Raw genomic sequence first — 25,371 nt, forward strand, 5'->3', positions numbered from 1 at the left:
GGCGCCGCTCGCAATAGTAGAACTGCTTCCGATGCCGTCTTATGCCGCGACATCTCTCACGCTGGGAGCGATGAACCGCTACTGCCGAGGCCTGGGCTGACACTTCGGGCAGAAGAAGGAGCCCCGGTTCATGAACTCCTCACGCCGCATCAGCGTCCCGCATCGTCGGCACGGCTGACCCGCCCGACCGTAGGCATTCAGCGAACGCTCGAAGTAGCCCGACTGCCCGTTGACGTTCACGTACAGCGCGTCGAACGACGTGCCGCCCACCGCCAACGCGTCGCTCATCACCGCGGTCGCGGCGTCGAGTAACTCGGCGAGCTTGCGTCGAGAGATGCCGTCGGTCACGCGGGTGCCGTTCAGCCGCGCTCGCCAGAGGGCCTCGTCGGCGTAGATGTTTCCGACGCCGGAGATCAGCGACTGATCGAGCAGTGCGCGCTTGACCTCCGTGTGCTTGCCGCGCATTCGACGCACCACCTCGTCCCTGTCGAACCCGGAGTCGAAGGGGTCGGGCGCGATATGGGCAATCGAGCGCGGCAGCGACGCCGGGTCGCCGGGCAGTTCGGTGTCGGCGTCGGCGGATTCGGCGTCGACATAGTCGTCGAGGTGCCACCCGCCGAAGGTCCGTTGGTCGACGAACCTCAACTCGTTGCCGTCGTCGAGCGTCGCGCGCACCCGCAGATGCGTGTGGTCGGGTGCGCCGACACGGGCGACCAGCATCTGCCCACTCATACCGAGGTGGACGACGAGCGCGAACCGGTCGACGCCGTCGGGCGCCTCGACGTCGAGCCACAGGTACTTTCCGCGTCGACGAGCAGCGAGAATCGTTGCGCCCCTGAGCCTTCCGACCAGATCGGGCGCATCGCCGACGTGCCTGCGGACGGCTCGCGGGTGGAGGACCTCTACGTCGGTGATCGTGCGCCCGACAACATGCTTCTCGAGACCGGCACGGACGGTCTCGACTTCGGGAAGTTCAGGCATCGCTCACGGCGTCACGCTCGGTGAGCGCCTGCCATGCCAGGGATGCGGCCTTCTGCTCGGCTTCCTTCTTGGTGCGTCCCACACCTTCGCCGAGTGCTTCGCCTGCGATCACCGCACGCGCGGTGAACTCCTTGCTGTGATCGGGGCCGGTCGAGCTGATCTGGTACTGCGGGGGCCCGTAGCCACGCTCGGCGGCCAACTCCTGCAACGAGGTCTTCCAGTCGAGTCCCGCGCCGAGTTGGCCTGCGCGGTCGAGGATCTCGTCGAAGAGGTCAAGGATGATGCGTTGCGAGGTCTCCAGGCCGTGGTCGAGATACATTGCGCCGAAAAGCGATTCGAGGCCGTCGGCCAGAATCGAATCCTTGTCGCGACCACCGGTCATCTCCTCGCCGCGACCGAGGAAGAGGTGGCGCCCGAGACCGCCCTCGCCGAGTCCACGCGCGACGTCGGCGAGTGCATGCATGTTGACGACGCTTGCCCTGATCTTGGCCAGCTCGCCCTCGGGACGTTCGGGGTATCGCTTGTACAGCCGTTCGGTGATCACCACGCCGAGCACCGAGTCGCCGAGGAATTCCAGCCGCTCGTTGGTCGGCAGACCACCGTTCTCGTAGGCATACGAGCGGTGGGTCAGTGCGAGTGTGAGCAGTTCATCCGCGATCGGTGTGCCGAGCGCTTCCAGCAACGACGCGACACCCTCGGAGTCAGCTCCCAGAGAGGCGACGGCGTCACGGCTGTCGGGTTGGGGTGCAGGCGACGCCGCGTCGTCGACACCGGTCACGCCGAGCCCCGTTCGCCGCTGTCGGAGTCCTGCGACCCCTTCTGCTCCAGCGAACCGAATTTGTCGGCGAGCTTGGCCCAGCGGGGATCGATGATCTCGTGGGAGTGGCCGGGTTCCGCGACCGCAAGCCGGACACCGCATTCAGCGCACAAGCCCGCGCAGTCCTCACTGCACAGCGGCGACATCGGGAGTTCGAGCGCAACGGCGTCGATGACGGCCTGCTCGAGGTCGATCCTGTCGTCGACGATCCGATGGATGTCCTCGGAGTCGGTCGTCTGCTCGGTCTCACTGTGGGGGTAGGCGTACAGCTCGGTCAGGAACACCGTCACCGTGCCGTCGACCGGTTCGAGACAGCGAACACATTGGCCCTCGGTCTCGCCGGAGACGGTGCCGGTGACCAAGACGCCCTCGGACACAGACTCCAGCCGTAAGTCGAGGTCGACGTCGGAATCCGCGGGTATCGCGATCATCTCCACGCCGATCCGATGGGGAGCGACGACCGTGCGATGGATCTCTTCCATCGTCCCCGGACGCCTGCCCAACGATCGGATGTCGAGGACGAAGGGATCGCGCTGCGCCTGCGCACCTTGAGTCACTGCATTCTCGGCCACATGTGCACCATACGCCCGACCAGGTCATTCATCGAACGACCCGACGCGCCGCTCAGACCGCGAGCGGCGAGCTGTGGTCGTGCAGGTCTGCCGAACCGGGTCGTCCCTGTTCAGCACTCGTCCGACGAGCACCTGCATCGTCGACGCTGCGCGGGTATTCGACGTAGTCGTGCATGCCCGCGCCGGTACGCAACTGGTGGCGTCCACGGTTGACCGAGCGCAGGGTCCCGGTGAGGATCTCCTCGAACTCGGCGAGCTTCTCGTCGACGTACACATCGCAGTCGCCGCGGAGTCGATCGGCCTCGGCGTGTGCGGCATCGATGATGCGCTCCGCCTCCGACTTCGCCGCCGCGACGACCTCGGTCTCGGAGACCAGGCGCTGCTGCTCGGCGATGCCGTCGGCGACGGACTTGTCGTAGGTGTTGTTGGCGGAGTCGATGGTCCGCTGCGCCTCGGCACGTGCACGCCCGGTGACGGCGTCGAACTCGCGCGCCGCGCTCGTCGACAGCCGGTGAGCTTCCGCGCTGGCCTCGTCGACCAGGTTCTTGCCGTGCGCGCTGGCCTCGTCGACCATCCGGTCGGCCTGCGCCTTGGCGTCGGCAAGAAGGCGGTCGGCCTCGGCGCGGGCGTGCGCGAGCATGGCGTCGGACTCCGACTCCGCGGTGGTCACGACCTTGTCGGCGTGATCGGCGGCGTCGCCGAGCATGTTCTCGCGCTGGTCGAGAACGTCCTGAGCGTCGTCGAGCTCGCCCGGAATCGAATCCTTGATGTCGTCGAGCAGCTCGAGGACATCTCCACGCGGCACGACACAGCCGGCCGTCATGGGAACGCTTCGTGCCTCTTCGACGATGGCCACGAGTTCGTCGAGAGCTTCAAATACCCGGTACACAGCTACCCCAATCCGGCTCATGCCATTACTTGTCAGTGAGACCTGTGTCGTGGTGACGCGGGTCCGTCTGAGACTGATGTGACTATTGTGCCGAATGTGATCGCTGGGATTATGGAGCCGGATGATATGGGCGTGTCGCCTGTGGCATTTGTGGCGACGGGTCAGCAGTGAACGTCAGACTGTCCGCTCCCCCGCCAGGACCGCCTCGAGGCGACGATAGATGTGCGGTGCAAGGTACGGCGACGCGTCGCCACCGAGCTTCGCCACCTCTTTGACCAGCGAACTCGAGACGTGCGCGAAGCGCGGATCGGTGAGCATGAAGACCGTCTCGACGTCGGCCAGCTCGCGATTCATCTGTGCCATCGGGAGCTCATAGTCGAAGTCGACACCCGAGCGCAGCCCCTTCACCAGGACTCCGATGTTCTTCTCGGTCAGATAGTCGACGAGCAAACCGGTCCATCGGTCGACGCGGACGTTTGGCAGATCGGCACAGTCCTGCTCGATCAGCGCGATGCGCTCGTCGATGCTGAACAGGCCGTGCTTGTTGGGATTGACCACGACGAGAACCACGATCTCGTCGAAGGCCGACGCCGCACGTTCGACGATGTACCGATGTCCCCTGGTGAACGGGTCGAAGGAACCTGGGATCACTGCGCTGCTCATGGCGTAAACCTACCGATCTCCACGCGCGTCTCCCCGTAGACCTTCTCGACGATGAGATCGAACTCGTCGGGCCACGTCGGCGCCGACGACCGCGCGTCGCGTTCGACGACGACGAGCGCGTCGTCCGCGAGCCACCCGTCGGCACTCAAGCGCTCGAGATCGGCCTCGACGTCTGCCGTGTCCAGCGCGTACGGAGGATCGGAGAACACCAGGTCGAACGGCTCGCCGGCTCTGGATGCCGCGAGATACGAGCCGACCGAGGACGTCACCACGTCGGATCGACCAGACAGCTCGAGCGAGCGCAGGTTCGCGGCGATGACCGAGGTGGCCCGCTTTCGACTGTCCACCAGGACGGCCGTCGCCGCACCGCGTGAGAGAGCCTCGATCGCGAGCGCCCCCGAGCCGGCATAGAGGTCGAGGACGCGCGCGTCGTCGAAGTCGATGCGCGCGGCGAGCGCACTGAACAGAGCCTCGCGCACCCTGTCGGAGGTCGGGCGGGTGCCGTCGTCTGGCACGGTCAGCCGTCGCCCGCCGAGAGCGCCTGCGATGATCCTCGTCATCGTTCGTATTCTGCTCGCGCTACTCGCCCGATGAGAACGCCGGGTCTCGGCCATCCGACACCGACAAATCACACAAACGTGACCCCTATCACAATCGGGCGTTGAACAGCGCCGACGCCGGGGTTTCGGTGTCCGATTCCAGCAGCAGCATGACTTCGCCGACACACATTGTTAACGTCAGGAACGTTATGAGCCCCTCCTCAACGAGAACGGCCCCATCAACTGTCCTGACGATCGACTATCGGACGCCGACGGTGTCCGACGGAACCAGACTCTGGGAAATTGCCTCGGATTCACAGGTTCTCGACGTCAACTCGAGTTATGCCTATGTGCTGTGGTGTCACGACTTCGCCGACACCTCGATTGTCGCCGAAGTCGATGGTCGTGCAGTCGGTTTCGTCACCGGTTATCGACGCCCCGCTGACCCGTCGACCCTCATGGTCTGGCAGGTCGCCGTCGACGATGACTTCCGCGGACACGGAATCGCAGCAAAGATGCTGCACCAGTTGTTCGATCGCGTCCGGCGCAGTTCGGTGGTGGCCATGCACACCACCATCAGCCCCGACAACGTTGCGTCCCAACGTCTTTTCGCGTCGGTCGCACGAGATCGCGGCCTGGACTTCGTTCGACGCGACCTGTTCGCCGTCGACGATTTCCCAGATGCACACCAGCCGGAGGATCTCTACATGCTCGAACCGAAGGTCGGCGAGCCCTAGTACTTCTGGCGCGGGTTTTCTCACCGGCGGACGTGTTTCCCACCGGTACGTTCTCGCTGGTAGCGGCTAACGCGGTCTTACTGACGAACAGTCTTCGGCGAGACGATCCGCGACGGAGAGCCGTTGCGCCCGAACACAATCCGCACGCGTCGAACAGTGGCGCGCCGCTTTAGTAAACGCGTATATGCGCGTCCCCACAGCACTTCTCGAGAGCTCCGCTCCGAAGTGGACTGTGGCCCAGATATTTCCCACATTGGAGGATGCACGATGCAACTTCTCGACACCACCATCGACGACTCGGTCTTCACCCAGAACGAGTCCGAAGTCCGCAGCTACTGCCGCAACTGGCCGACCGTGTTCGGTCGCGCGCGTGGCTCGTGGATCACCGACACCGAGGGCCGCGAATATCTCGACTTCTTCGCGGGCGCAGGCGCCCTGAATTACGGGCACAACCATCCGGTCCTGAAAGAGGCTCTCCTCGAGTACATCTCGGCGGACGGCATCACCCACGGGCTCGACATGGCGACCGTCGCCAAAGGGCAGTTTCTGGAGACGTTCCACGACAAGATCCTGGCGCCCCGTGACCTCGACTACAAGGTCCAGTTTCCCGGACCGACAGGCACCAACGCCGTCGAGTCGGCGCTGAAGCTGGCTCGCAAGGTGACCGGCCGCGAGTCGATCGTGAGCTTCACCAATGCTTTTCACGGCATGACGCTGGGATCGCTCTCGGTGACCGGCAACTCCATGAAGCGCGCGGGCGCGGGCATCCCACTCGTGCACGCCACGCCGATGCCCTTCGACAATTACCTTGACGGCACCGTCGAGGACTTCAGCTGGTTCGAGCGCGTGCTCGAGGACTCCGGCAGCGGCCTCAACACCCCGGCCGCGGTCATCGTCGAGACGGTGCAGGGCGAGGGCGGCGTCAACGTCGCACGTGCCGAGTGGCTGCGTGGGCTTGCCGACCTGTGCAAGCGTCGCGACATCCTGCTGATCGTCGACGACGTCCAGATGGGCTGCGGTCGCACGGGCGAGTTCTTCTCCTTCGAGGAGGCGGGCATCGAGCCCGACATCGTCACCATGTCGAAGTCGATCAGCGGTTACGGACTGCCGATGGCACTCGTGTTGATTCGTCGAGACCTCGACGTCTGGGCACCCGGCGAGCACAACGGCACATTCCGCGGCAACAACCCCGCATTCATCACGGCCACCAAGGCCATCAACGAGTTCTGGTCCGACGACCAGCTCACCCGCGACGTTCACCGCAAGGGACGCCAGATCGACGAAGTCTTCTCGGCGCTGTCGGAACGCCACGAAGGCTTGTCGACGCGAGGACGCGGGATGGTGCGCGGCCTCGTCTTCGACGAGCCGACGCTCGCGGCCAAGGCATGTGCGCGGGCCTTCGGGTCCGGACTGCTCGCCGAGACGTCGGGACCGTCGGATGAGGTTGTGAAACTTCTTCCGCCACTGAATATTTCCACTGAAGAACTTGACCGCGGGCTCGGCATTCTCGTCGATTCCGTGGAGGAGGTGATCGCATGATCGTCCGTACCACCAATGAAATCACCGGCACCGAGCGCGAGGTCGCCGACCCCAAGGGCAACTGGGTCTCCAAGCGCATCGTCCTTGGCGGCGACGGCGTCGGATTCTCGTTCCACGAGACCACCATCAAGGCCGGCAGCGTCAACGAGTTCCACTACGCCAACCACATCGAAGCGGTGTGGCTGGTGGAGGGCGAGGGAACTCTCCTCGATCGCGAGACCGGGCAGACCTATCCCCTGGCCGCTGGATCGATGTACCTGCTCAACGGACACGAGCGCCACACGGTGACGGCTGAGACGCAGATGCGCATGCTCTGTGTGTTCAACCCGCCGGTCGTCGGCACCGAGGTACATGACGAGAACGGCATCTACCCGCTCGTCACCGTCCCGGAGCAACCGAACGGCAAGCACGCGAACGCCTGACCGCGCGAGCACTAATCCGCCTGCGGGCCCCGCACTCCCCTCGGGAGTCCGGGGCCCGCAGGCGTCTGTTCCACCCCATCTGCGCCGTCTGAAGCCTCGGCCGCGCCTGAGGGCTGCGACGCGGCGCTAACCTGGATGTATGCGCACGCGGTTACAGATCGGCTGGACGCCGGCCGAACCGACCCCACTCGACGACGATCTTGATGCCCGCATCGAGCAGATGCACAACCTCCTCGACGGCCGACGCGTCGTTGCGCTCACCGGCGCAGGAATCTCCACCGACTCGGGCATCCCCGATTACCGCAGCCCAGGCGCGCCGGTTCGGACGCCGATGACGCTGGAGATGTTCCTGTCGTCACCCGACTTCCGCCGCCACTACTGGGCACGCAATCACCTCGGCTGGCGCCACATGGACGCTGCGCGGCCCAACGCGTCGCACCACACGCTCACCCAACTGCAGCGTCGCGGCGCACTGACGACGGTCATCACGCAGAACGTCGACATGCTGCACACCAAGGCCGCTACACGCGGGGTGATCGAACTGCACGGCTGCTATGGACGTGTGCGGTGCCTCGACTGCGGCGACACCATCTCTCGACGAGGCCTCGCGCAGACCCTGGAAGCCCTCAATCCGGGATTCGCCGAACGCGTGGCCGGCCGCGGCGCGATCGAGGTGGCGCCGGACGCAGACGTGACACTCGACGACACAAGTGACTTCGTCGTCGCCGACTGCTCGATGTGCGGCGGAACCCTCAAACCCGACATCGTCTACTTCGGCGAGAATGCGTCGAAGACCACCGTGCAGCAGGCATTCTCGGCAGTCGACGACGCCGACGCGATGATCGTCGTCGGCTCGTCGCTCACCGTCATGTCAGGCTTGCGGTTCGCCCGGCACGCGCACCGCACCGGCAAACCTCTCGTAGTGATCAACCGGGGCATCACGCGCGCCGACGACATCGCCGATCTCAAGATCGACCACTATTGCGGCAGTGTGCTCGCCGCGCTGACCCCACACGCTGCCGCCTGAGCGGTCCCGCGGCGCAGATCGTTACAGCTTTCAGACCGCCAACCTGTACCGGTACATATCGACACGCCACGGCGCGTGGTTTTCTGTGCGGAGCAGACTAGACGGCGACCAGGTCGTCGGCGTGAATCACGGGGCGGTGCAACTCGTTCGGTAGTTCCGACGTCGACCGCCCGACCATGCGGGCGACGTCGTCGGAGTCGTAGCTACTGACGCCTCGCGCGCGCACGGTGCCGTCGTTGTCGACCAACTCGACGACGTCACCGTCGTAGAAACGCCCACGCACCCCGACGACCCCCGCACCGAGCAGCGAGCGCCGCCTGCGTGCGACAGCCGCGACGGCGCCGTCGTCGAGCACGATCTGTCCCCGCGCGTCGGCGGCATGCCTGACCCAGAAACGCCTGGCGGACAAGCGTTCCGGCCTCGCTGCGAACACCGTGCCGACCGATCCGTCGCCGAGCGCGCGATCGGCGTCTGCGGCGGCGGCCAGCAGGACCGGAACGCCCGCGTCGGCCGACAGTCGCGCTGCGGCGAGCTTCGACGCCATGCCGCCGGTGCCCAGCGTGCCGCCCGAGCCCGCGATCACGCCGTCGAGATCTTCGGGCCCGTTGACCTCGTCGATGAAACGTGCGCGCTGACCGTCGGGGCCCACCTTGCGCGGATCACCGTCGTAGAGGCCGTCGACGTCGGAGAGCAGCATCAGAGCGTCGGCGCCCGCGAGATGCGCGACCAACGCGGCGAGACGGTCGTTGTCACCGAAGCGAATCTCGTTGGTGGCCACCGTGTCGTTCTCGTTGACCACCGGGACGGCGTGCAATGCCACGAGTCGGTTGAGCGTGCGCTGTGCATTGGCATGGTGCGCGCGGTTGGAGATGTCGTCCGCGGTCAGCAGTACCTGCCCGACCGTGCGCCCGTACCGGTGAAAGGACGTGCCCCAGGCGTGCGCGAGAGCCAACTGCCCGACGCTCGCGGCAGCCTGTTTGGTGGCAAGATCTGTCGGTCGCTTCTTCAGGCCGAGCGGCGCGATACCCGCGCCGATGGCACCCGACGACACCACGATGACGTCCGAGCCCGCTCGCATGCGCGCTTCGAGTGCATCGGTGAGCCGATCGAGCCGGTCACGGTCGAGTCCGCTGTCGAGGTCGGTGATCGCCGACGACCCGATCTTTACGACGATGCTGCGAGCTGCAGCGATCGATTCGCGAACGTCACTCACCGTCGGTCTCGTCCTGCAGTCCACGACGCAGACGTCGCGCTTCCTTACGCTCGGCGGCACCCACACGCTCCGACCGATCAAGCCGAATGTCGGTGCCGCGCCCGGTGATCGGCACATCGTCGCCCATCGGGGTCGTCGGCTCCCAGTCGAAGCTGACGTCGCCGATGGTCACCGGCGCGCCCGGCTCCGCACCGAGGCGGACCAACTCGTCCTCGACGCCGAGACGGTTGAGACGGTCGGCGAGATAGCCGACGGCCTCGTCGTTGTCGAACTGCGTTTGCGCGATCCAGCGCTCAGGCCGCGTACCGCGCACGATGAAGCCGCCAGGCGTGGCGGGATCGGCAACGACCGTGAAACCACTGTCGTCGATGGCCTTCGGACGGATCACTGGACGACGAGCGACGGGCTTCGGATGTGCCTCGCGGTACTCGTCTACCATTCTGGCGAGCGCGTCTGTCAGTTCCTTGAGCCCCTGATGTGCGACGGCGGAGATCCGGTATACGGGCCAACCACGTTCTGCGAGTTCGGGTTCGACGAGATCGGCCAGTTCGTTGGCCTCGGGCACGTCCGTCTTGTTCAGGATCACCACGCGCGGGCGCTCGGCGAGGTCGCCGAGACCGTGATCGGTGTGCAGAGCGGGTTCGTACGCGGCGAGTTCGGCTTCGAGCGCGTCGATATCGGAGATCGGATCACGACCCGGTTCCAGCGTGGCGAGGTCGACGACGTGGGCGAGAACCGCACACCGCTCCAGGTGCCGCAGGAATTCCAGCCCGAGTCCTCGGCCACTCGATGCGCCCGGAATGAGGCCCGGCACGTCGGCGATGGTGAACACACCACCGGCGGTCTGCACGACGCCGAGGTTGGGCTGCAGTGTGGTGAACGGATAGTCGGCGATCTTCGGCTTGGCCGCAGAGAGCACCGACACCAGCGACGACTTGCCCGCCGACGGGAAGCCAACGAGTCCGACGTCGGCGACGGACTTCAGTTCGAGAACGAGATCGCGGTGCTGCCCCTCCTCACCGAGGAGCGCGAAGCCCGGCGCCTTGCGCGCCTTGGACGCCAGCGCCGCGTTGCCGAGTCCGCCACGTCCGCCCGAGGCGGCGTCGAACGTCGTACCCTCCCCGACCAGGTCGGCAAGGATCGTTCCGTTCTCGTCGAGCACGACGGTGCCGTCCGGCACGTGGAGGACCAGATCGTCGCCATTGGCGCCGCTGCGGTGATCGCCCATGCCGGGCGTCCCGTTACCCGCCTTGGCATGCGGCCGGAAGTGAAAATCGAGCAGTGTGTGCACCTGAGGGTCGACGACGAGCGTCACGGACCCACCGTTGCCACCGTTACCACCGTCGGGTCCGCCGAGCGGCTTGAACTTCTCCCGATGCACCGACGAACAGCCGTGGCCACCATTGCCCGCAGCGACGTGAATCGTCACCCGGTCGACGAACCGCGACATGACGTCCTTTCTCGTTCGTAGGCCGTGAGCGCGGATCGCGCTGTCGGACCATCGAACCTGATCTTCTCGTTGTGGAAATACAACCTCGTTGTAGAAATACAACAGGGCGGGCCGGGTGCATATGCCCCTGGCCCGCCCTGTCGTTGAGAGCTGTGCTCGAAAACCGCTAGGTCAGGCCTGTGCGGTCTCCGGAACGATGTTCACGGTCTTGCGGCCACGCTTGGTGCCGAACTGCACCGCGCCCGACTCGAGAGCGAACAGGGTGTCGTCGCCACCGCGACCGACGTTGACGCCCGGGTGGAACTTGGTGCCGCGCTGGCGGATCAGAATCTCGCCTGCGCTGACCTGCTGGCCACCGAAGCGCTTCACGCCGAGGCGCTGCGCGTTGGAATCGCGACCGTTGCGCGAACTGGACGCGCCCTTCTTGTGTGCCATTTTCTCGTCCTCCTGGCTACCTGAGTGTGTTGCAGTTGGGGATCAGGGGCTGGGCCCCGGAAATTACTTGATACCGGTGACCTTGAGGACCGTCAGCTTCTGACGGTGACCCTGGCGCTTGTGGTAGCCGGTCTTGTTCTTGAACTTGTGGATACGGATCTTGGGGCCCTTGACGTGCTCGACCACCTCGCCGGTGACCGAGATCTTGGCGAGCTTGTCCGCATCGGTGGTCAGGGTCGAGCCATCGACGACAAGCGCCACGGGCAGGCTCACGCTGCTGCCGGGCTCGCTGTCGATCTTCTCGACCTTCACAATGTCGCCCTCAGCGACCTTGTACTGCTTACCGCCGGTCTTGACGATCGCGTACGTTGCCATCGAAGCTGTCCTCTTACTCATCATCGGGCTCGCTGCGCGTACGTCGCGCACGAGCGTTGTGGGTGTGTGCGTCCCGGTGCGGTCCGCACGGCATCGGGCATTGCTGCCCGGGATGCTCACGGATCACACCAGAGGGCCTGTCCGCGGGTCTCGTCAGCAGTGCTCATCGCATGATCGGCACAGCTCGAACCCTCCGCGGAAGGCGACCAATCAAGATTACGGGACCGGTCGCCGCTGGGTCAAACTCGCCATATCATGCCGGGCCTGCCGACGTGGTGGTCAGTCCTCCACAGGTGGTCCAGCGGGACGTCCGGCCGTGCGCCTACGTGGTCGGCGTCGCACCGCAACGGTGGTCGGCGACGACGAGACCGGGCCGAACGTGGTCAACGGGGCACGCGTGGGCGCATCGTCTGCGAGAACCACCGGCTCGGCCGCTCCGGTCGGCGACGCCGCCCGACGGACCGCACGGCGTCGACGCTTCGGCGCCTCTGCCCCGTTGGTCGACTGTGCGTCCTGTCCTGCCGGCTGTGCACTCTCTCCGGTCGACTGGGCGCCCTCTCCGGCCGACTGGGCGTCCTGAGCCGCCGACTGGGCGTTCTGAGCCGTCGACTGTGCTTCCTGACCGCTCGACTGGGCATCCGCCGAGCCATTCGACGACTCGTCATCGACAGCTACTGCCTCGACGTCGATGACCTCGCCGTCCTCGTCGTGCGTGTGAGCTGCCATGGCGCGGAACATCGGGTGCTCCGCCGGGTTGTGAGCGGGCTTCTGCTCGGCCGGCTCCGCCTTCTTCTTGCTGCGCCGCGAACGCTTCGAACCGGTGTTCTCCGACCTTGCGCCGTCGTCGGATGTCACCTCGACAGGACTCGAATGCACGATGATCCCGCGGCCGCCACACGTCGTGCAGGTCGTCGAGAAGGCTTCGAGCAGGCCGGTACCGAGGCGCTTACGCGTCATCTGCACGAGGCCGAGCGATGTCACCTCGGACACCTGGTGACGCGTGCGATCGCGTGACAACGCCTCCGTGAGTCGACGCAGCACCAGGTCGCGGTTGGATTCGAGCACCATGTCGATGAAGTCGACGATGATCATGCCGCCGATATCGCGCAGACGCATCTGTCGCACGATCTCCTCGGCAGCCTCGAGGTTGTTGCGGGTCACCGTCTCCTCGAGATTGCCTCCGGAGCCGGTGAACTTTCCCGTATTGACGTCGACGACGGTCATCGCCTCGGTGTGCTCGATGATCAGCGTGCCGCCAGACGGCAGCCACACCTTGCGGTCGAGCGCCTTGGCGAGCTGCTCGTCGATGCGGTGCACGACGAAGGAGTCCGGTGCGTCGGCACGCGGACGCTCGAAGCGCTCGACCCGATCCATGAGGTCAGGCGCAACCGAGCTCACGTAACCCTCGACGAGATTCCATGCCTTGTCGCCTTCGACGACGAGCTTCTTGAAGTCCTCGTTGAACAGGTCGCGGACCACGCGAACCAGCAGGTCGGGCTCCTCGTAGAGCGCGCGCGGCGACACCGATCCCTTGTTGGCCTTGCCAAACGCCTCGTCGATCGACTTCCACTGCTTCTCGAGGCGCTCGATGTCGGCAGCGAGGTCGTCGGCGCTCACACCCTCCGACGCCGTACGGATGATGACACCCGCATCGTCGGGGACCAGCTTGGCGAGGATCTGCTTGAGCCGCTTGCGCTCGACGTCGGGAAGTTTGCGGCTGATGCCGGTCGAGGTTCCACCCGGCACGTAGACCAGGTAGCGACCGGCCAGCGAGATCTGCGTGGTCAGTCGAGCGCCCTTGTGCCCGACCGGGTCCTTGCTGACCTGCACGAGCACCGGATCGCCGGGCTTGAGGGCCTGTTCGATCTTGCGTGACCCACCGTCGAGTCCGGCAGCGTCCCAATTGACCTCACCCGCATACAGCACGCCGTTGCGACCGCGACCGATGTCGACGAACGCAGCTTCCATACCGGGCAGCACGTTCTGCACGCGCCCGATGTAGATGTTGCCCACCATCGACGACGACGTCTCCGTGGTGACGAAATGCTCGACGAGCACACCGTCTTCGAGCACGGCGACCTGCGTGTAATCCTCGACGGGAGTGACGTGATCGTGCTCGTCGGACTGCGAGAGCCGAACGTTGGCACTGCGCTCACGCACCACCATCACGCGGTCGACGGCCTCGCGGCGAGCGAGGAACTCCGACTCGCTCAGGATCGGTGGTCGACGACGCCCCGCGTCTCGACCGTCGCGACGTCGCTGGCGCTTGGCCTCGAGCCGCGTCGACCCCGAAATCCCCTGCACCTCGTCGCGGGCGCGCTTGCTGCGCGGCTCCCGCTCGTGGACGACAGTGTTCGGCGGATCGTCGGGCGACGACGCGTCGTCGGATTCGGCTCCACCCTTACGGCGACGACGGCGCCTGCGGCGCTTGGTCGACGATCCGTCTCCGGAATCGGCATCGTCGGAGTCGTCGGCGCTATTGTCTGCGTCCTGACCATTGGACTTGTCGGCGGAATCGTCCGAGGAGCTGGAATCGTCTGCCGAGCCCGAACCCTGCCCGCGCCCATCAGCCTGATTCTCGCCTTCAGCGCTTTTGACCTCTGCGTTCTTGCCCTCTGCGTTTTTACCCTCTGCGTTTTTACCCTCTGCGTTTTTACCCTCTGCGGGCTTGCCCTTGCCGGACTTCTTCCGTTTCTTACCCGCGGGTCGATCGTTGCCCGACTGATCGGAATTGGACTCATCCGAGTCGGACTGGTCCGAATCGGAGCGACCGGAAACAGACTGGTCGGAATCGCCAGACGCCGCGGAGTCGGTGTCGTCGTTCTGATCACGCTCGTTCTGATCACGCTCGTTCTGGTCACCGCGGCCACGACCGCGACCACGGCGACCGCGGCGACGTCGACGATTGCGGCCGCCTTCATCGCCGGAGCTGTCGTTGTCAGCGCCCTCGTTGTCAGTTGGGTCTGCGGAGTCCTCGGCACTCTCGTCGGCCGCGTTCGCCGTCGAACGGTCAGACGTGGGTCGACCGCTGTTCGCGCGACGCTGCGAGTCACCCGACGAAGCGTCGGCCGTGGCGTCCTCGCCGCTCTTGCGGTGACGACCGCTGGGCGCGTCAGACGCGGGGGCAGGCTGCGGGGGGAGGAAGAGCGGGCTGGCCGCGATCTCTTCGGCAGGTGCCGCGACGTGCGGCTTCTCGGTCTCGATCGCCGAGAAGAGCGAATGCGTGTGCGGCGTATGCGACTCTGCGCTCTGCTCGACGTCGGCGACCTCTGCGGGGGCGGACTGCTGCGACGCTGCCACTCCTGGCAACTCGGCTCCGGGCACCTCAGCTTCTTGTGCGTCGGATGCTGGTGCAGCGTCGACGTTCTCGGGAGCGTTCACAGGGTCACCCTGGTCAGACGCTTCGGCAGGCTCGGTCGGTTGAGTTGCCTTGGCCTGCTCCTCGGTGGCGGGAGCCGCCTCGTCGACGGGTACGGCGGTGTCGTCGACCTCGACGTCGTTGCGTACACGGTCGGCGACGGCTTGCGCCATGCTGCGCTCGACGCTCGATTGAGCACTTCGGCTGGGCCAGCCCAGTTCCGCGAGGTGCGCGAGCACCTGCCTACTCGTGAGGCCGAGCGTGCGCGCCAGCGCGTGCACCCGAAGCTTGCTGGGAAAATCCTCCGCCGAGCCTGACGCAGCGTTCGCGTCGATCGGCGACCCGTTGTCGGTCACTGATGTCTCCTTGAACCCCCGGGCGCGACATTGTCGGCGGCCACGCGGGGGTCTCTCGTGTGTCCCGGTCCTGTGCGGACCGGTGTTATATGGTCTCCGCGCTCCTGGTGTTCCGTTGTCCCGGAGTCCGCAGGTTGCGCTCTTGCTGGGTGATGAGGTCCGTCATGCCTTCCACGCCATGCGTGGCGGTCTGAACCGCCCGTCGGGTCTGTTCCCGACGTCGATGGGGAAAGCGATCTGCCGAACGTGCTGTGCGGATCGCTGCAACTGGCAACAATCTCCACCGCGGTGTCCGACGCCGAACGCCATCGTTGTCATCACGAGCAGAGTGTGTTCGCGATAACCAAGCAAGTATCCCACACGGTGCGACGTATCCCGCAAACTATGCGATAAAGCGCGCGTCAGCGGCTTGACAACCGCCGACGCGCGCTGGAAAACGCGGGGTCTTTCTCAGTCGGTCAGCGCGGGAAACCAGAGCGCGATCTCACGCTCGGCCGATTCCGGCGAGTCCGATCCGTGAACCAGGTTGTACTGGGTGCTCAGCGCGTAGTCACCGCGAATCGTGCCTGGCACGGCCTTCTCCACGGGATCGGTTCCGCCGGCGATCTGGCGGAATGCGGCAACAGCGCGCGGCCCCTCCAGCACGGCGGCGACCAGCGGACCCGACGTGATGAACTCGACCAGCGACGGATAGAAGGGCTTGCCTTCGTGCTCCGCGTAGTGCTTGGCCGCGAGGTCGTCGCTGACGTTTTTGAGCTCGAGTGCCGCGAAGGTCAGGCCTTTGCTCTCGATGCGGGCGAGGATGTCGCCGACGAGCGAACGCGAAACGCCGTCGGGCTTGATGAGTACCAGAGTCCGTTCAGTCACGAGCACACTGTAGCGACCCGACGCCCACACTCCACCCCGACCTCGTAATTCGAATCCGACCGGGCACTACTTGTCGGCCATGGACAGTACCTGTCGGTCAGGGGCAGTATTTGGGCTCGATCGGGAAGAAGCCGTAGTCGAAGAGATTGCCCTCGCTGGTGTGCGAGTTGATGATCACCTGGACGCATCCGCCCGGCGAGGCGAGGGCTGCGGTCACCGCCCTGTCGAACTGGCCTGCGAAGGCAAGGTTCGCGGGCCGATAGGAATCCGGCACCGGCAGTGCTGCGACGGCCTGCGGCAGGTTCATCGAGTCCATGCGCTTGGTGAGGTCATGCGTCGCGATGTAGCCGAACGCCTCACCGGGAACAGGCATCGGCGGTCCCGGCGTCGGGAGCGCAAGGTCGGAGGGCGCCACCGACTGCGGTGTCGCCGATTGGGGAGCGACGGACTGGGGCGTCGTCTTTTCGGGAGCGGCCACTGCCTCCGGCGCGCTGATCACACCCAGGGGTACCAGCGCCATCGAGGCTGCTGTCGCCGCGGCGAGCCGCAAGTTTCGCGAGGTCTTCGCTGCGGTGTGGTTGATACGGGTGGTCGGTGCGCTAAAGGTCACGCGACTCCTCTCGGTGTGATGACGTGTCCGACGTCGTGCGGGACTCCTCGTCGCCAGCGGCTAGGAGGCGTCGTTGGATAACCATGGTTGTTTCAGGGAACGTCGACTGCCCCCGGCGCTTGCGCCTCGTCATTGTCCCCGGCGCTTGCGCCTCGTCATTGTCCCCGGCGCTTGCGCCTCGTCATTGTCCCCGGCGCTTGCGCCTCGTCATTGTCCCCGGCGCTTGCGCCTCGTCATTGTCCCCGGCGCTTGCGCCTCGTCATTGTCCCCGGCGCTTGCGCCTCGTCATTGTCCCCGGCGCTTGCGCCTCGTCATTGTCCCCGGCGCTTGCGCCTCGTCATTGTCACAGAGCACACGCAGAATGCAAAGATGCATACATCAGATTTCTGGCTGTATCGGTACCAGCACCGGGTCGACGCTGCTCAGGCGAAGTGCACGATGCTGATCGCGCCCGCCACGAGGCAGTAGACCACGAACGGATACAGCGTCCGCGTGTGGAAGTACTTCGCAAGAAACGCGACGGCCGCGAAGGCGGCGACGAACGCACATACCGATCCGACGAGTACCTGTCCCCCGATGCCCTGACCGTCGGGTCCGAAGAGTTCGGGATCTTGAGCACCCCGGCGGCGAGGATGACGGGCGTGGCGAGCAGGAATGCGAAGTGCGCCGCGTCCTCATGATCGAGGCCCCGCAGGAGGCCGGCCGAAATCGTCGAGCCCGAGCGCGAGATCCCCGGGAACAGCGCGAGTATCTGAGCCGACCCGATCGCCGTGCCTTCCTTCATCGACAGCGAGGTGACCGACCGGGCAGGCGCCTGCCGGGCCACGGCGTGCCGCCCGATTCGATTGCGACGCCTGCGCAAAAGCTCGGTGGTGAGAAGCACGAGACCGTTGAGGAACAGCAGGATCGCCGCCGCCAGCGGGGTCGCGAACAACACGCGCAGCGGCTTCTCTGCGATCAATCCCACGACACCGACCGGAATCGTGCCCGCGATGAGCAACCAGGCGAGGCGGGCATCACTGTCGTCGTCGACGCTTCGGTGGCGGATCGATCGGATGAATCCAGCGACGATGCGCACCCAATCGCGCCAGTAGAACAGGATCAGGGCCAGTGCGGTTGCGACGTGCAGCGCGACGACGAAGGCGAGAAATGGCGTGTGTCCCGAACTCTTCGACTCCGTGACCAGTTTCGCCCAGTCTCCACCGAGCCAGGCGGGGACGAGGATCGAATGCCCGAGGCTCGACACCGGAAACAGTTCGGTGACGCCCTGCAGAAGCCCGAGAATCGCCGCTTGCGGGTAGGTCAGGTCAGTCACGAAAAGCGCTCCCTCAGTGTCGACAAGTTCTTGTCTCCCGGGACGCCACAGTAGCGAAATCCGTTGTGCCGCGCGCTAATCGGACAATTGCGGCGGGGCGCTTCAGTTCTCGATCGGCTCCTGGCCGTAGAGCAGACCGCGGTCGATTCGACGCTGCACGTCGCCCTTGATGTAGCGGATATAGAGCCAGACGCAACCGAAGATCACGCCGATCACCGCGATCGACCAATGGAAGACACCGCCGATGATCACGAGAACCTGCAGTGCCAGGTTGATGTTGAGCGCTTGTGGTCGCTTCTGCATTCCGACTGCGAGCACCATCAACAGCGTCACCACACCGAGATACGTCCCCGACACCCAGGTCAGGCCGTTGCCCACCCGCGCAACGATCGGGAACGTCAGGATCATGACGATGACCTCGAGCACCATGGTGCCCGCCATCACGCCACGCAGGCCCTTCCACGGGTCGTTCGTCGGTGCGGTGAACTTGGGCGTGGCCGCGGATTCCGGTGTGTTGCTGCCCGATTCGCTCATGCGGGCTCCTTCCCGAACAGCGTTCGTCCGGCGCCTGCCGTCACCACCGACCCGGTGATGACCACTCCGGCGCCCGACACCGGTTCGCCGTCGGACTCCTCGGCGAGTCCGATCGCTGCTTCGACGGCGTCGGGCAGGAAGGGTTCGACGTGCACCCGCTCCTCGCCGAAGACCTCACGCGCGGTCTCGGCGAGTGTCTCGGCGTCGACGGCCCGCGGCGAGCCGTTGTTGGTGACGACCACCGCGTCGAGTACCGGCTCGAGTTCGGTGAGGAACCCCGCGGCATCCTTGTCGCCGAGCATCCCGATGACGCCGACGAGACGTCGGAAGTCGAACTCCTCGGTGAGTGCGTGCGCGAGCGCGTGTGCTCCGTGTGGGTTGTGCGCGGCGTCGACGAAGACGGTCGGCGCGCTGCGAACACGTTCGAGCCGGCCGGGACTGCTGACTGCCGCGAAGCCCGCGCGCACGGCGTCGATGTCGAGTTGGCGGCCGGGTCCCGCACCGAAGAATGCTTCGACGGCGGCCAGCGCGATCGACGCGTTCGCCGCCTGATGCTCGCCGTGCAGCGGCAGGAAGACCTCGTCGTAGACACCGCCGAGGCCCTGCAGACGCAGGAGTTGCCCACCGACGGCCGTGACGGATTCGATGACCGCGAACTCGGAGTTCTGCCGTGCGACGACAGTGTCTTGCGCGACGGCCTCGCGCAACAGCACGTCCATCACCTCCGGCTGCTGCGGTGCGATCACGGTCACCGGATCGGTCACCACCAGGTCATCCTTGGCGGGTTTGATGATCCCGGCCTTCTCCCCCGCGATCGCCGCAAGAGAATCGCCGAGGTAGTCGGCGTGATCCATCGCGATCGCGGTGATGACGGCGACCGTCGCGTCGACGACGTTCGTCGCGTCCCAGCGCCCACCCATCCCCGTCTCGACCACGGCGACGTCGACCGGCGCCTCGGCAAAGTACGCGAACGCGATGGCGGTGAGCACCTCGAACTTGCTCATGCGCGGACCGTCGGCGGCCGTCGACGAATCGTCGACCATCGTGACGTACGGCTCGATGTCGCGGTAGGTGTCGATGAAGTCGCGCGCCGAGATCGGGCGGCCGTCGACGGCGATCCGCTCGGTGACCCGCTGCAGGTGCGGACTGGTGTACCGACCGGATCGACGATGCAGCGCGACCATGAGCGAGTCGATCATCCGAGTGACCGACGTCTTGCCGTTTGTGCCGGCGATGTGGATCGCGGGATAGGCGTGCTGGGGTGACCCCAGCAGATCCATCAACGCCGCGATACGGGTCAGCGACGGCTCGATCCGCGTTTCCGGCCACCGCGTGTCGAGTTCGTTCTCCAACTCGGCGAGCTCGGCGAGATCCGACGGACTGTCGACGACGATGATCGGGGTGTCGTCGAGGTCGTCGCCGAGGAGCGAACCGAGATTCATCGGATCGGGCTCGACGTCGCCGTCCTCGTAGCCGGCGAAGTCTGCCGACGTGAAGATCGGCTCCCCGTCATCTTCCAGGTAGTCCCTGTCTGAGGATTCCCTGTCTGAGGCGTCCGTGTCTGAGGCGTCCGTGTCTGGGGAGTAGTCGTCGTCTCCCCGGCCCGGCCGGCCGTCGCGCGAACTCATGACCCGCCCAGCGATGCCAGTTTCGCCCCGAGCCGCTCGACTTCTTCGGTCGCGACCTGCTGCCGTTCCCGGATCTTGGCGACGACGTTGTCGGGAGCTTTCGCGAGGAACTGCTCGTTTCCGAGCTTGGCCGTCGTCTGTGCGAGTTCTTTCTCAGCGGCGGCGAGGTCTTTGGCCGCACGTTTGCGTTCGGCCTCGATATCGACCGTGCCGGAGGTGTCGATCCGGACGGTGACCGTCGCCGACGACAGCCGGACGTCGACCGTGGCGGTCGCGGAGAAGTCGTCGCCTGCGCCGTCGAGACGGGCGAGTGAGTCGAGGTAGGGCCGCACGTCGGACAGTCCCGCGGCATCGAGGCCGTCGATCTCGGCCGCGACCCGTTGCCCCGGTCGGAGTCCCTGGTCGCTGCGGAAGCGTCGAACCTCGGTGATCAGTCGCTGGAGGTCGTCGACTTCGGTTGCCGCAGCGGCGTCGGCCGGACGCCCCGACCGCGTCGGCCACGACGCGATCACCACGGACTCTCCACCGGTCAACGTCTTCCACAACACCTCGGTGACGAATGGCATGACCGGCGACAACGCGCGCAGCAGCGGGTCGAGGACAGCGCCGAGCACCAGGGCCGTCGACCGCGAGCGCTGCGGATCATCCTGTGCGAACTGCACTTTCGCGAGCTCGAGGTACCAGTCGCAGACCTCGTCCCACGCGAAGTGATACAGCGCCTCGCATGCCTTGGAGAACTCGTACGAGTCGAATCCGGCGTCGACCTCGGCGAGTACCTCGTCGAGGCGCCCGAGAATCCAGCGGTCGGCGACGGTCAGGTCGGCGGCGTCGGGTAGCTCGCCGTCCGCAGGCACCTGCGCACCGTTCATCAGGGCGAACTTGGTGGCGTTGTACAGCTTGGTCGCGAAGTTGCGCGACGACTGTGCGTGGTCCTCGCCGACAGAGATGTCCGATCCGGGATTCGCGCTACGGGCAAGCGTGAACCGCAGCGCGTCGGCGCCGAAACGGTCGACCCAGTCGAGGGGATCGATGCCGTTGCCGCGTGACTTCGACATCTTGCGGCCGTGCTCGTCGCGCACGAGTCCGTGCAGGAACAGGTTGTGGAACGGCACCTTCTTGTCGGCGTCGAAATCCTTGCCGACGTAGGTACCGAACATCATCATTCGGGCGACCCAGAAGAACAGGATGTCGTAGCCGGTGACGAGCACCGAGTTGGGATAGAACTTCTCGAAATCAGGGGTGTCGTCCGGCCAGCCGAGCGTCGAGAACGGCCACAATCCCGACGAGAACCACGTGTCGAGCACGTCGGTTTCCTGCACATAGCCCTCGGGCGCCTGCTCGTCCGGTCCGACGCAGACGACCTCACCGTCGGGGCCGTACCAGATCGGGATGCGGTGACCCCACCAGAGCTGGCGCGAGATGCACCAGTCGTGCATGTCGTCGACCCAGGCAAACCAGCGCGGCTCCATCGACTTCGGATGGATGACCGTCGATCCGTCACGCACGGCATCGCCCGCGGCCTTCGCCAGCGACTCGACCGCAACCCACCACTGCATCGACAGCCGTGGCTCGATCGGCTCGCCGGTCCGCTCGGAATGACCGACGCTGTGCAGGTACGGCCGGACCTCCTTCACGATGCGGCCCTGCGCGGCGAGCGCCTCACGGATCTTGACGCGCGCCTCGAAGCGGTCCATACCGTCGAATTGCGTTCCTGTATCAGCGATGCGAGCTTCTTCGTCCATGATCGTCGGCATCGGCAGATCATGTCGGGCACCGACCGCGAAGTCGTTCGGGTCGTGCGCGGGAGTGATCTTGACTGCGCCCGTACCGAATTCGGGGTCGACATAGTCGTCGGCGATGACCGGGATCTTGCGGTCGAGGAACGGATGCTCGAGTTCGGTTCCTACGAGGGCGGCATACCGTTCGTCGTCGGGATGCACAGCGATCGCCGTGTCGCCGAGCATCGTCTCCATTCGAGTCGTCGCAACGACGATGTGAGGCTCGGAGTCGTCGAGCGACCCGTAGCGGAAGCTGACGAGCTCGCCCTCGACGTCGGCGTAGCTGACCTCGATGTCGCTGACCGCGGTCTTGAGCACCGGCGACCAGTTGACGAGACGCTCAGCCTGGTAGATCAGCCCGTCGTCGTACATCTTCTTGAAGACGGTCTGGACTGCTCGGGACAGGCCCCCGTCCATGGTGAAGCGTTCACGGGTCCAGTCGACGCCGTCGCCGAGTCGGCGCATCTGCTCCCCGATGTTGCCGCTGATCTCGGCCTTCTCCTGCCAGACCCGCTCGATGAAGGCATCGCGACCGAGATCGTCGCGGGTGAGTCCCTCGGCAGCTAGTTTGCGCTCGACCATGGTCTGCATCGCAATGGCGGCGTGGTCCATGCCGGGCAGCCACAGCGTCTCGAAACCCTGCATGCGTGCGCGGCGGGTCAACGCGTCCATCAGGACGTGCTCGTACGCGTGCCCCATGTGCAGCGACCCGTTGACATTGGGCGGTGGGATGACGATGGAGTACGCGGGTTTGTCGCTGGAAGCATCCGGAGTGAAGTACCCGGCATCAACCCAGCCCTGGTAGAGCTTCGACTCGTGGTCGGCGGGGTCCCAGGATTTCGGCAGTGCAGGCGTCGAGTCGGTCACCCTTCAATCTTAGGGAACGCCGTCGTCGCTCTTCACACCGTCTCCGACTGTCTCCTCATGCAGCCTTTCAGTCGCGCCTCAGCCGATCGCTTCGGCACGCGCGGCGTCGGCCGAAACCCGCACTCGGTGGACATCTTCCGGAGAGTTCACATTGGTCAGCCACAGGGGGTCCGAGACGGTGACCCGATAGGTCGCCAGGGCGTCGAGGGCCGCTGTCATTCGACGCTCCCCCGTCGCGACGAGTTGGCCGATGGCGTCGGCAGCGTCGGTGCGGTAGATGGCCGCCATGGGATGGTCGCGTTCGGCGTCGTGGGCGACGACAGCACCCGCGGAGTCGGTCACCGCCTGACTCAGTTCATCGATCAGGCCCGGCTCGATGAGCGGCATGTCGGTCGCCGACACGAACGCGTGCGAACGGCCGGCTTCGCGAGCAGCAGCCAGTCCGACGGCGAGGCCCGCCAACGGACCGGCGCCGGGCTGCTCGTCGGTCACCCACACCGCTTCCGGGCCGCCGGTACCGTGCAGCAACCGATAGGCCGCCGAGTCCTCCGGGGCCACGACGAATACCGGTTCGCACCGTTGCGAGATCACGCGCACGACACCCGCGAGCATGGGTTCGCCGTTCCAATCGAGTGCCGCCTTGTCACTGCCCATGCGGCGTGAACGGCCACCCGCCAATACGATTCCGGCGATCTGATGTTCGGTGAGTGTCATCTGACCAGTCTGTACCACCCCCGGTGTCACCGTCTGGAAGACGACAAAACGCGAGGCTGCAAGACGACGACACGCGGGCCCCGTCTGTGTCCAGATGGGGCCCGCGTGTCAGAAAGTTGCTGCGGTGTCAGGCGCTCTTGTCGCGACGCTCGGCAGACGTGTCGGACCGCGGCACGATCGTCGGCAGCACGTTGTCATTGACCGTCTCCGCGGTCACCACAACCTTCTCGACGTCGTCGCGGCTCGGGATGTCGTACATGACCGGAAGCAACACTTCCTCCATGATGGCGCGGAGCCCACGTGCACCCGTGCCGCGATGGATAGCCTGGTCGGCGACTGCCTCCAACGCATCCTGCGTGAACTCCAGCTCGACGTCGTCCATGTCGAAGAGCTTTGTGTACTGCTTCACCAGCGCGTTCTTCGGTTCCGACAGGATCGAGACAAGTGATTCCTTGTCGAGATTCGTCACCGACGCGATCATCGGCAGACGTCCGATGAACTCGGGGATCAGACCGAACTTGATGAGATCCTCTGGCATGACATCGGCGAAATGATCGCTCGTGTCGACCTCGGCCCGACTCGCCACTTCATTGCCGAAACCGATGCCGCGCTTCCCGATTCGCTCGGAGATGATCTTCTCGAGTCCCGCGAATGCTCCCGCGACGATGAACAACACGTTGGTCGTGTCGATCTGGATGAACTCTTGGTGAGGATGCTTGCGGCCACCCTGCGGCGGCACAGAGGCCTGCGTGCCCTCGAGGATCTTGAGGAGCGCCTGCTGCACACCTTCGCCGGAGACGTCGCGAGTGATCGACGGGTTCTCGCTCTTGCGGGCGACCTTGTCGACCTCGTCGATGTAGATGATGCCGGTCTCGGCGCGCTTGACGTCGTAGTCGGCGGCCTGGATCAGCTTGAGGAGAATGTTCTCGACGTCCTCACCGACATAACCGGCCTCGGTGAGCGCGGTGGCGTCGGCGATGGCGAACGGCACGTTGAGCATCTTGGCGAGCGTCTGCGCGAGGTAGGTCTTGCCGCAGCCGGTTGGGCCGAGCATCAAGATATTCGACTTGGCGAGTTCGACGACCTCGCCGGTGCGCGAGTCCTTCTTCTCCCCTGCCTGAATTCGCTTGTAGTGGTTGTACACAGCAACCGCGAGCGTGCGCTTGGCCGTGTCCTGACCGATGACGTAATTCTCGAGGAAGTCGCGGATCTCTGCCGGCTTGGGCAGTTCGTCGAGCTTCACGTCGCCGTTCTCGGCGAGTTCTTCCTCGATGATCTCGTTGCACAGGTCGATGCACTCGTCGCAGATGTACACGCCGGGTCCAGCAATGAGCTTCTTGACCTGCTTCTGGCTCTTTCCACAGAACGAGCACTTCAGCAGATCGCCACCGTCTCCGATTCGTGCCATCTCGCGCCGTACCTACTTCCCTTGCTTGCCGTGCTGCCGTGTCGTCGTATGAATCGTGTCGGTCTGATCGTCGTCTGGATCGTCGTCGTCTGGATCGTCGTCGTCTGGATCGTGTCGCGTTGAACTCGTACCGTCGTCGCAGACCTCGTACCGGGGCAGTCGGATGCGGACCATCGCCTGGCAGGATCGTCCGATATCACGACGGTACCCGCGTGTCGACATAACTTCGACCGATAAGAGCAAATGTCGCGATCGAAATCCGACCGACCCCCGACAA

23 protein-coding genes and 1 pseudogene are annotated in these 25,371 nt (G+C 65.4%); 4 read left to right on the top strand and 20 right to left on the bottom strand.

Annotated elements, in window-relative coordinates:
- Window positions 1-78: 78 nt before the first annotated feature.
- From mutM to rsmD, 6 genes are all read right to left on the bottom strand, one after another.
- The gene (gene mutM, locus A5766_RS03715; RefSeq protein WP_064862208.1) at window positions 79-981 is read right to left on the bottom strand and encodes a bifunctional DNA-formamidopyrimidine glycosylase/DNA-(apurinic or apyrimidinic site) lyase; all 903 of its coding nucleotides are present in this window, start codon (window positions 979-981) and stop codon (window positions 79-81) included.
- Window positions 974-1,693, bottom strand: a complete 720-nt coding sequence (rnc, locus tag A5766_RS03720; protein WP_064862224.1) for a ribonuclease III — start codon at window positions 1,691-1,693, stop codon at window positions 974-976. The genes mutM and rnc overlap by 8 nt, the downstream gene beginning before the upstream one ends.
- Window positions 1,694-1,755: 62 nt before the next feature.
- Window positions 1,756-2,370: a YceD family protein gene (locus A5766_RS03725; protein ID WP_064862207.1), complete on the bottom strand. Its 615-nt coding sequence runs from the start codon at window positions 2,368-2,370 to the stop codon at window positions 1,756-1,758.
- A gap of 52 nt (window positions 2,371-2,422) precedes the next feature.
- The gene (locus A5766_RS03730; protein WP_442902947.1) at window positions 2,423-3,259 is read right to left on the bottom strand and encodes a DivIVA domain-containing protein; all 837 of its coding nucleotides are present in this window, start codon (window positions 3,257-3,259) and stop codon (window positions 2,423-2,425) included.
- 174 nt (window positions 3,260-3,433) lie between these two features.
- Complete coding sequence (gene coaD, locus A5766_RS03735; protein WP_064863252.1) at window positions 3,434-3,922, bottom strand: pantetheine-phosphate adenylyltransferase; 489 nt, start codon at window positions 3,920-3,922, stop codon at window positions 3,434-3,436.
- The gene (gene rsmD, locus A5766_RS03740) at window positions 3,919-4,482 is read right to left on the bottom strand and encodes a 16S rRNA (guanine(966)-N(2))-methyltransferase RsmD (protein ID WP_064863251.1); all 564 of its coding nucleotides are present in this window, start codon (window positions 4,480-4,482) and stop codon (window positions 3,919-3,921) included. Before rsmD ends, coaD begins: the two co-directional genes overlap by 4 nt.
- Window positions 4,483-4,670: 188 nt before the next feature.
- On the opposite strand from rsmD, the gene ectA reads away from it, so the two are divergent.
- From ectA to A5766_RS03760, 4 genes are all read left to right on the top strand, one after another.
- Window positions 4,671-5,198 carry a diaminobutyrate acetyltransferase gene (gene ectA / locus A5766_RS03745; RefSeq protein WP_064863250.1) on the top strand — a complete coding sequence of 176 codons (528 nt, stop codon included), beginning with the start codon at window positions 4,671-4,673 and terminating at the stop codon, window positions 5,196-5,198.
- A 267-nt stretch (window positions 5,199-5,465) separates the two neighbouring features.
- The gene (gene ectB, locus A5766_RS03750; RefSeq protein ID WP_005205046.1) at window positions 5,466-6,737 is read left to right on the top strand and encodes a diaminobutyrate--2-oxoglutarate transaminase; all 1,272 of its coding nucleotides are present in this window, start codon (window positions 5,466-5,468) and stop codon (window positions 6,735-6,737) included.
- Window positions 6,734-7,159 carry an ectoine synthase gene (locus tag A5766_RS03755; RefSeq protein WP_005205047.1) on the top strand — a complete coding sequence of 142 codons (426 nt, stop codon included), beginning with the start codon at window positions 6,734-6,736 and terminating at the stop codon, window positions 7,157-7,159. Before ectB ends, A5766_RS03755 begins: the two co-directional genes overlap by 4 nt.
- Window positions 7,160-7,298: 139 nt before the next feature.
- The gene (locus A5766_RS03760; protein ID WP_005205049.1) at window positions 7,299-8,186 is read left to right on the top strand and encodes a Sir2 family NAD-dependent protein deacetylase; all 888 of its coding nucleotides are present in this window, start codon (window positions 7,299-7,301) and stop codon (window positions 8,184-8,186) included.
- Window positions 8,187-8,283: 97 nt separating this feature from the next.
- Here the strand turns inward: A5766_RS03760 and proB are convergent, their stop codons facing one another.
- The 14 genes and pseudogenes from proB to A5766_RS03830 all read right to left on the bottom strand — a co-directional run bounded on the left by proB (window position 8,284) and on the right by A5766_RS03830 (window position 25,268).
- A complete protein-coding gene (gene proB / locus A5766_RS03765; protein WP_005205051.1) occupies window positions 8,284-9,399 on the bottom strand; it encodes a glutamate 5-kinase in 1,116 nt (371 codons plus the stop codon).
- Window positions 9,392-10,849 (bottom strand): GTPase ObgE, encoded by a 1,458-nt coding sequence (gene obgE / locus A5766_RS03770; protein WP_005205052.1) that lies wholly within the window; start codon window positions 10,847-10,849, stop codon window positions 9,392-9,394. Before obgE ends, proB begins: the two co-directional genes overlap by 8 nt.
- Before the next feature lie 171 nt (window positions 10,850-11,020).
- Complete coding sequence (gene rpmA / locus A5766_RS03775; protein WP_005205054.1) at window positions 11,021-11,284, bottom strand: 50S ribosomal protein L27; 264 nt, start codon at window positions 11,282-11,284, stop codon at window positions 11,021-11,023.
- Window positions 11,285-11,347: 63 nt separating this feature from the next.
- The gene (rplU, locus tag A5766_RS03780; RefSeq protein WP_005176586.1) at window positions 11,348-11,659 is read right to left on the bottom strand and encodes a 50S ribosomal protein L21; all 312 of its coding nucleotides are present in this window, start codon (window positions 11,657-11,659) and stop codon (window positions 11,348-11,350) included.
- A gap of 279 nt (window positions 11,660-11,938) precedes the next feature.
- Window positions 11,939-15,373 (bottom strand): translation initiation factor IF-2 N-terminal domain-containing protein, encoded by a 3,435-nt coding sequence (locus tag A5766_RS03785; protein WP_064903465.1) that lies wholly within the window; start codon window positions 15,371-15,373, stop codon window positions 11,939-11,941.
- Window positions 15,374-15,823: 450 nt separating this feature from the next.
- Window positions 15,824-16,240 carry a nucleoside-diphosphate kinase gene (gene ndk / locus A5766_RS03790; protein WP_064903491.1) on the bottom strand — a complete coding sequence of 139 codons (417 nt, stop codon included), beginning with the start codon at window positions 16,238-16,240 and terminating at the stop codon, window positions 15,824-15,826.
- Window positions 16,241-16,337: 97 nt separating this feature from the next.
- Window positions 16,338-16,850 (bottom strand): hypothetical protein, encoded by a 513-nt coding sequence (locus tag A5766_RS03795; RefSeq protein WP_064903467.1) that lies wholly within the window; start codon window positions 16,848-16,850, stop codon window positions 16,338-16,340.
- Between the two features lie 422 nt (window positions 16,851-17,272).
- Window positions 17,273-18,165, bottom strand: a pseudogene (locus A5766_RS03800) (undecaprenyl-diphosphate phosphatase).
- A gap of 102 nt (window positions 18,166-18,267) precedes the next feature.
- Window positions 18,268-18,699 carry a DUF4233 domain-containing protein gene (locus A5766_RS03805; RefSeq protein ID WP_005205062.1) on the bottom strand — a complete coding sequence of 144 codons (432 nt, stop codon included), beginning with the start codon at window positions 18,697-18,699 and terminating at the stop codon, window positions 18,268-18,270.
- Window positions 18,696-20,141 (bottom strand): bifunctional tetrahydrofolate synthase/dihydrofolate synthase, encoded by a 1,446-nt coding sequence (gene folC, locus A5766_RS03810; RefSeq protein ID WP_174273037.1) that lies wholly within the window; start codon window positions 20,139-20,141, stop codon window positions 18,696-18,698. The genes A5766_RS03805 and folC overlap by 4 nt, the downstream gene beginning before the upstream one ends.
- 182 nt (window positions 20,142-20,323) lie before the next feature.
- The gene (locus A5766_RS03815; protein WP_005205066.1) at window positions 20,324-22,972 is read right to left on the bottom strand and encodes a valine--tRNA ligase; all 2,649 of its coding nucleotides are present in this window, start codon (window positions 22,970-22,972) and stop codon (window positions 20,324-20,326) included.
- A gap of 78 nt (window positions 22,973-23,050) precedes the next feature.
- Window positions 23,051-23,686 carry a molybdenum cofactor guanylyltransferase gene (gene mobA / locus A5766_RS03820; RefSeq protein WP_039855223.1) on the bottom strand — a complete coding sequence of 212 codons (636 nt, stop codon included), beginning with the start codon at window positions 23,684-23,686 and terminating at the stop codon, window positions 23,051-23,053.
- 127 nt (window positions 23,687-23,813) lie between these two features.
- A complete protein-coding gene (clpX, locus tag A5766_RS03825) occupies window positions 23,814-25,094 on the bottom strand; it encodes an ATP-dependent Clp protease ATP-binding subunit ClpX (protein ID WP_064903469.1) in 1,281 nt (426 codons plus the stop codon).
- Between the two features lie 12 nt (window positions 25,095-25,106).
- A complete protein-coding gene (locus tag A5766_RS03830; protein ID WP_156527354.1) occupies window positions 25,107-25,268 on the bottom strand; it encodes a hypothetical protein in 162 nt (53 codons plus the stop codon).
- Window positions 25,269-25,371: the final 103 nt, after the last annotated feature.

The organism is Gordonia sp. 852002-51296_SCH5728562-b, assembly GCF_001665475.1.
Lineage (GTDB): Bacteria > Actinomycetota > Actinomycetes > Mycobacteriales > Mycobacteriaceae > Gordonia > Gordonia sputi.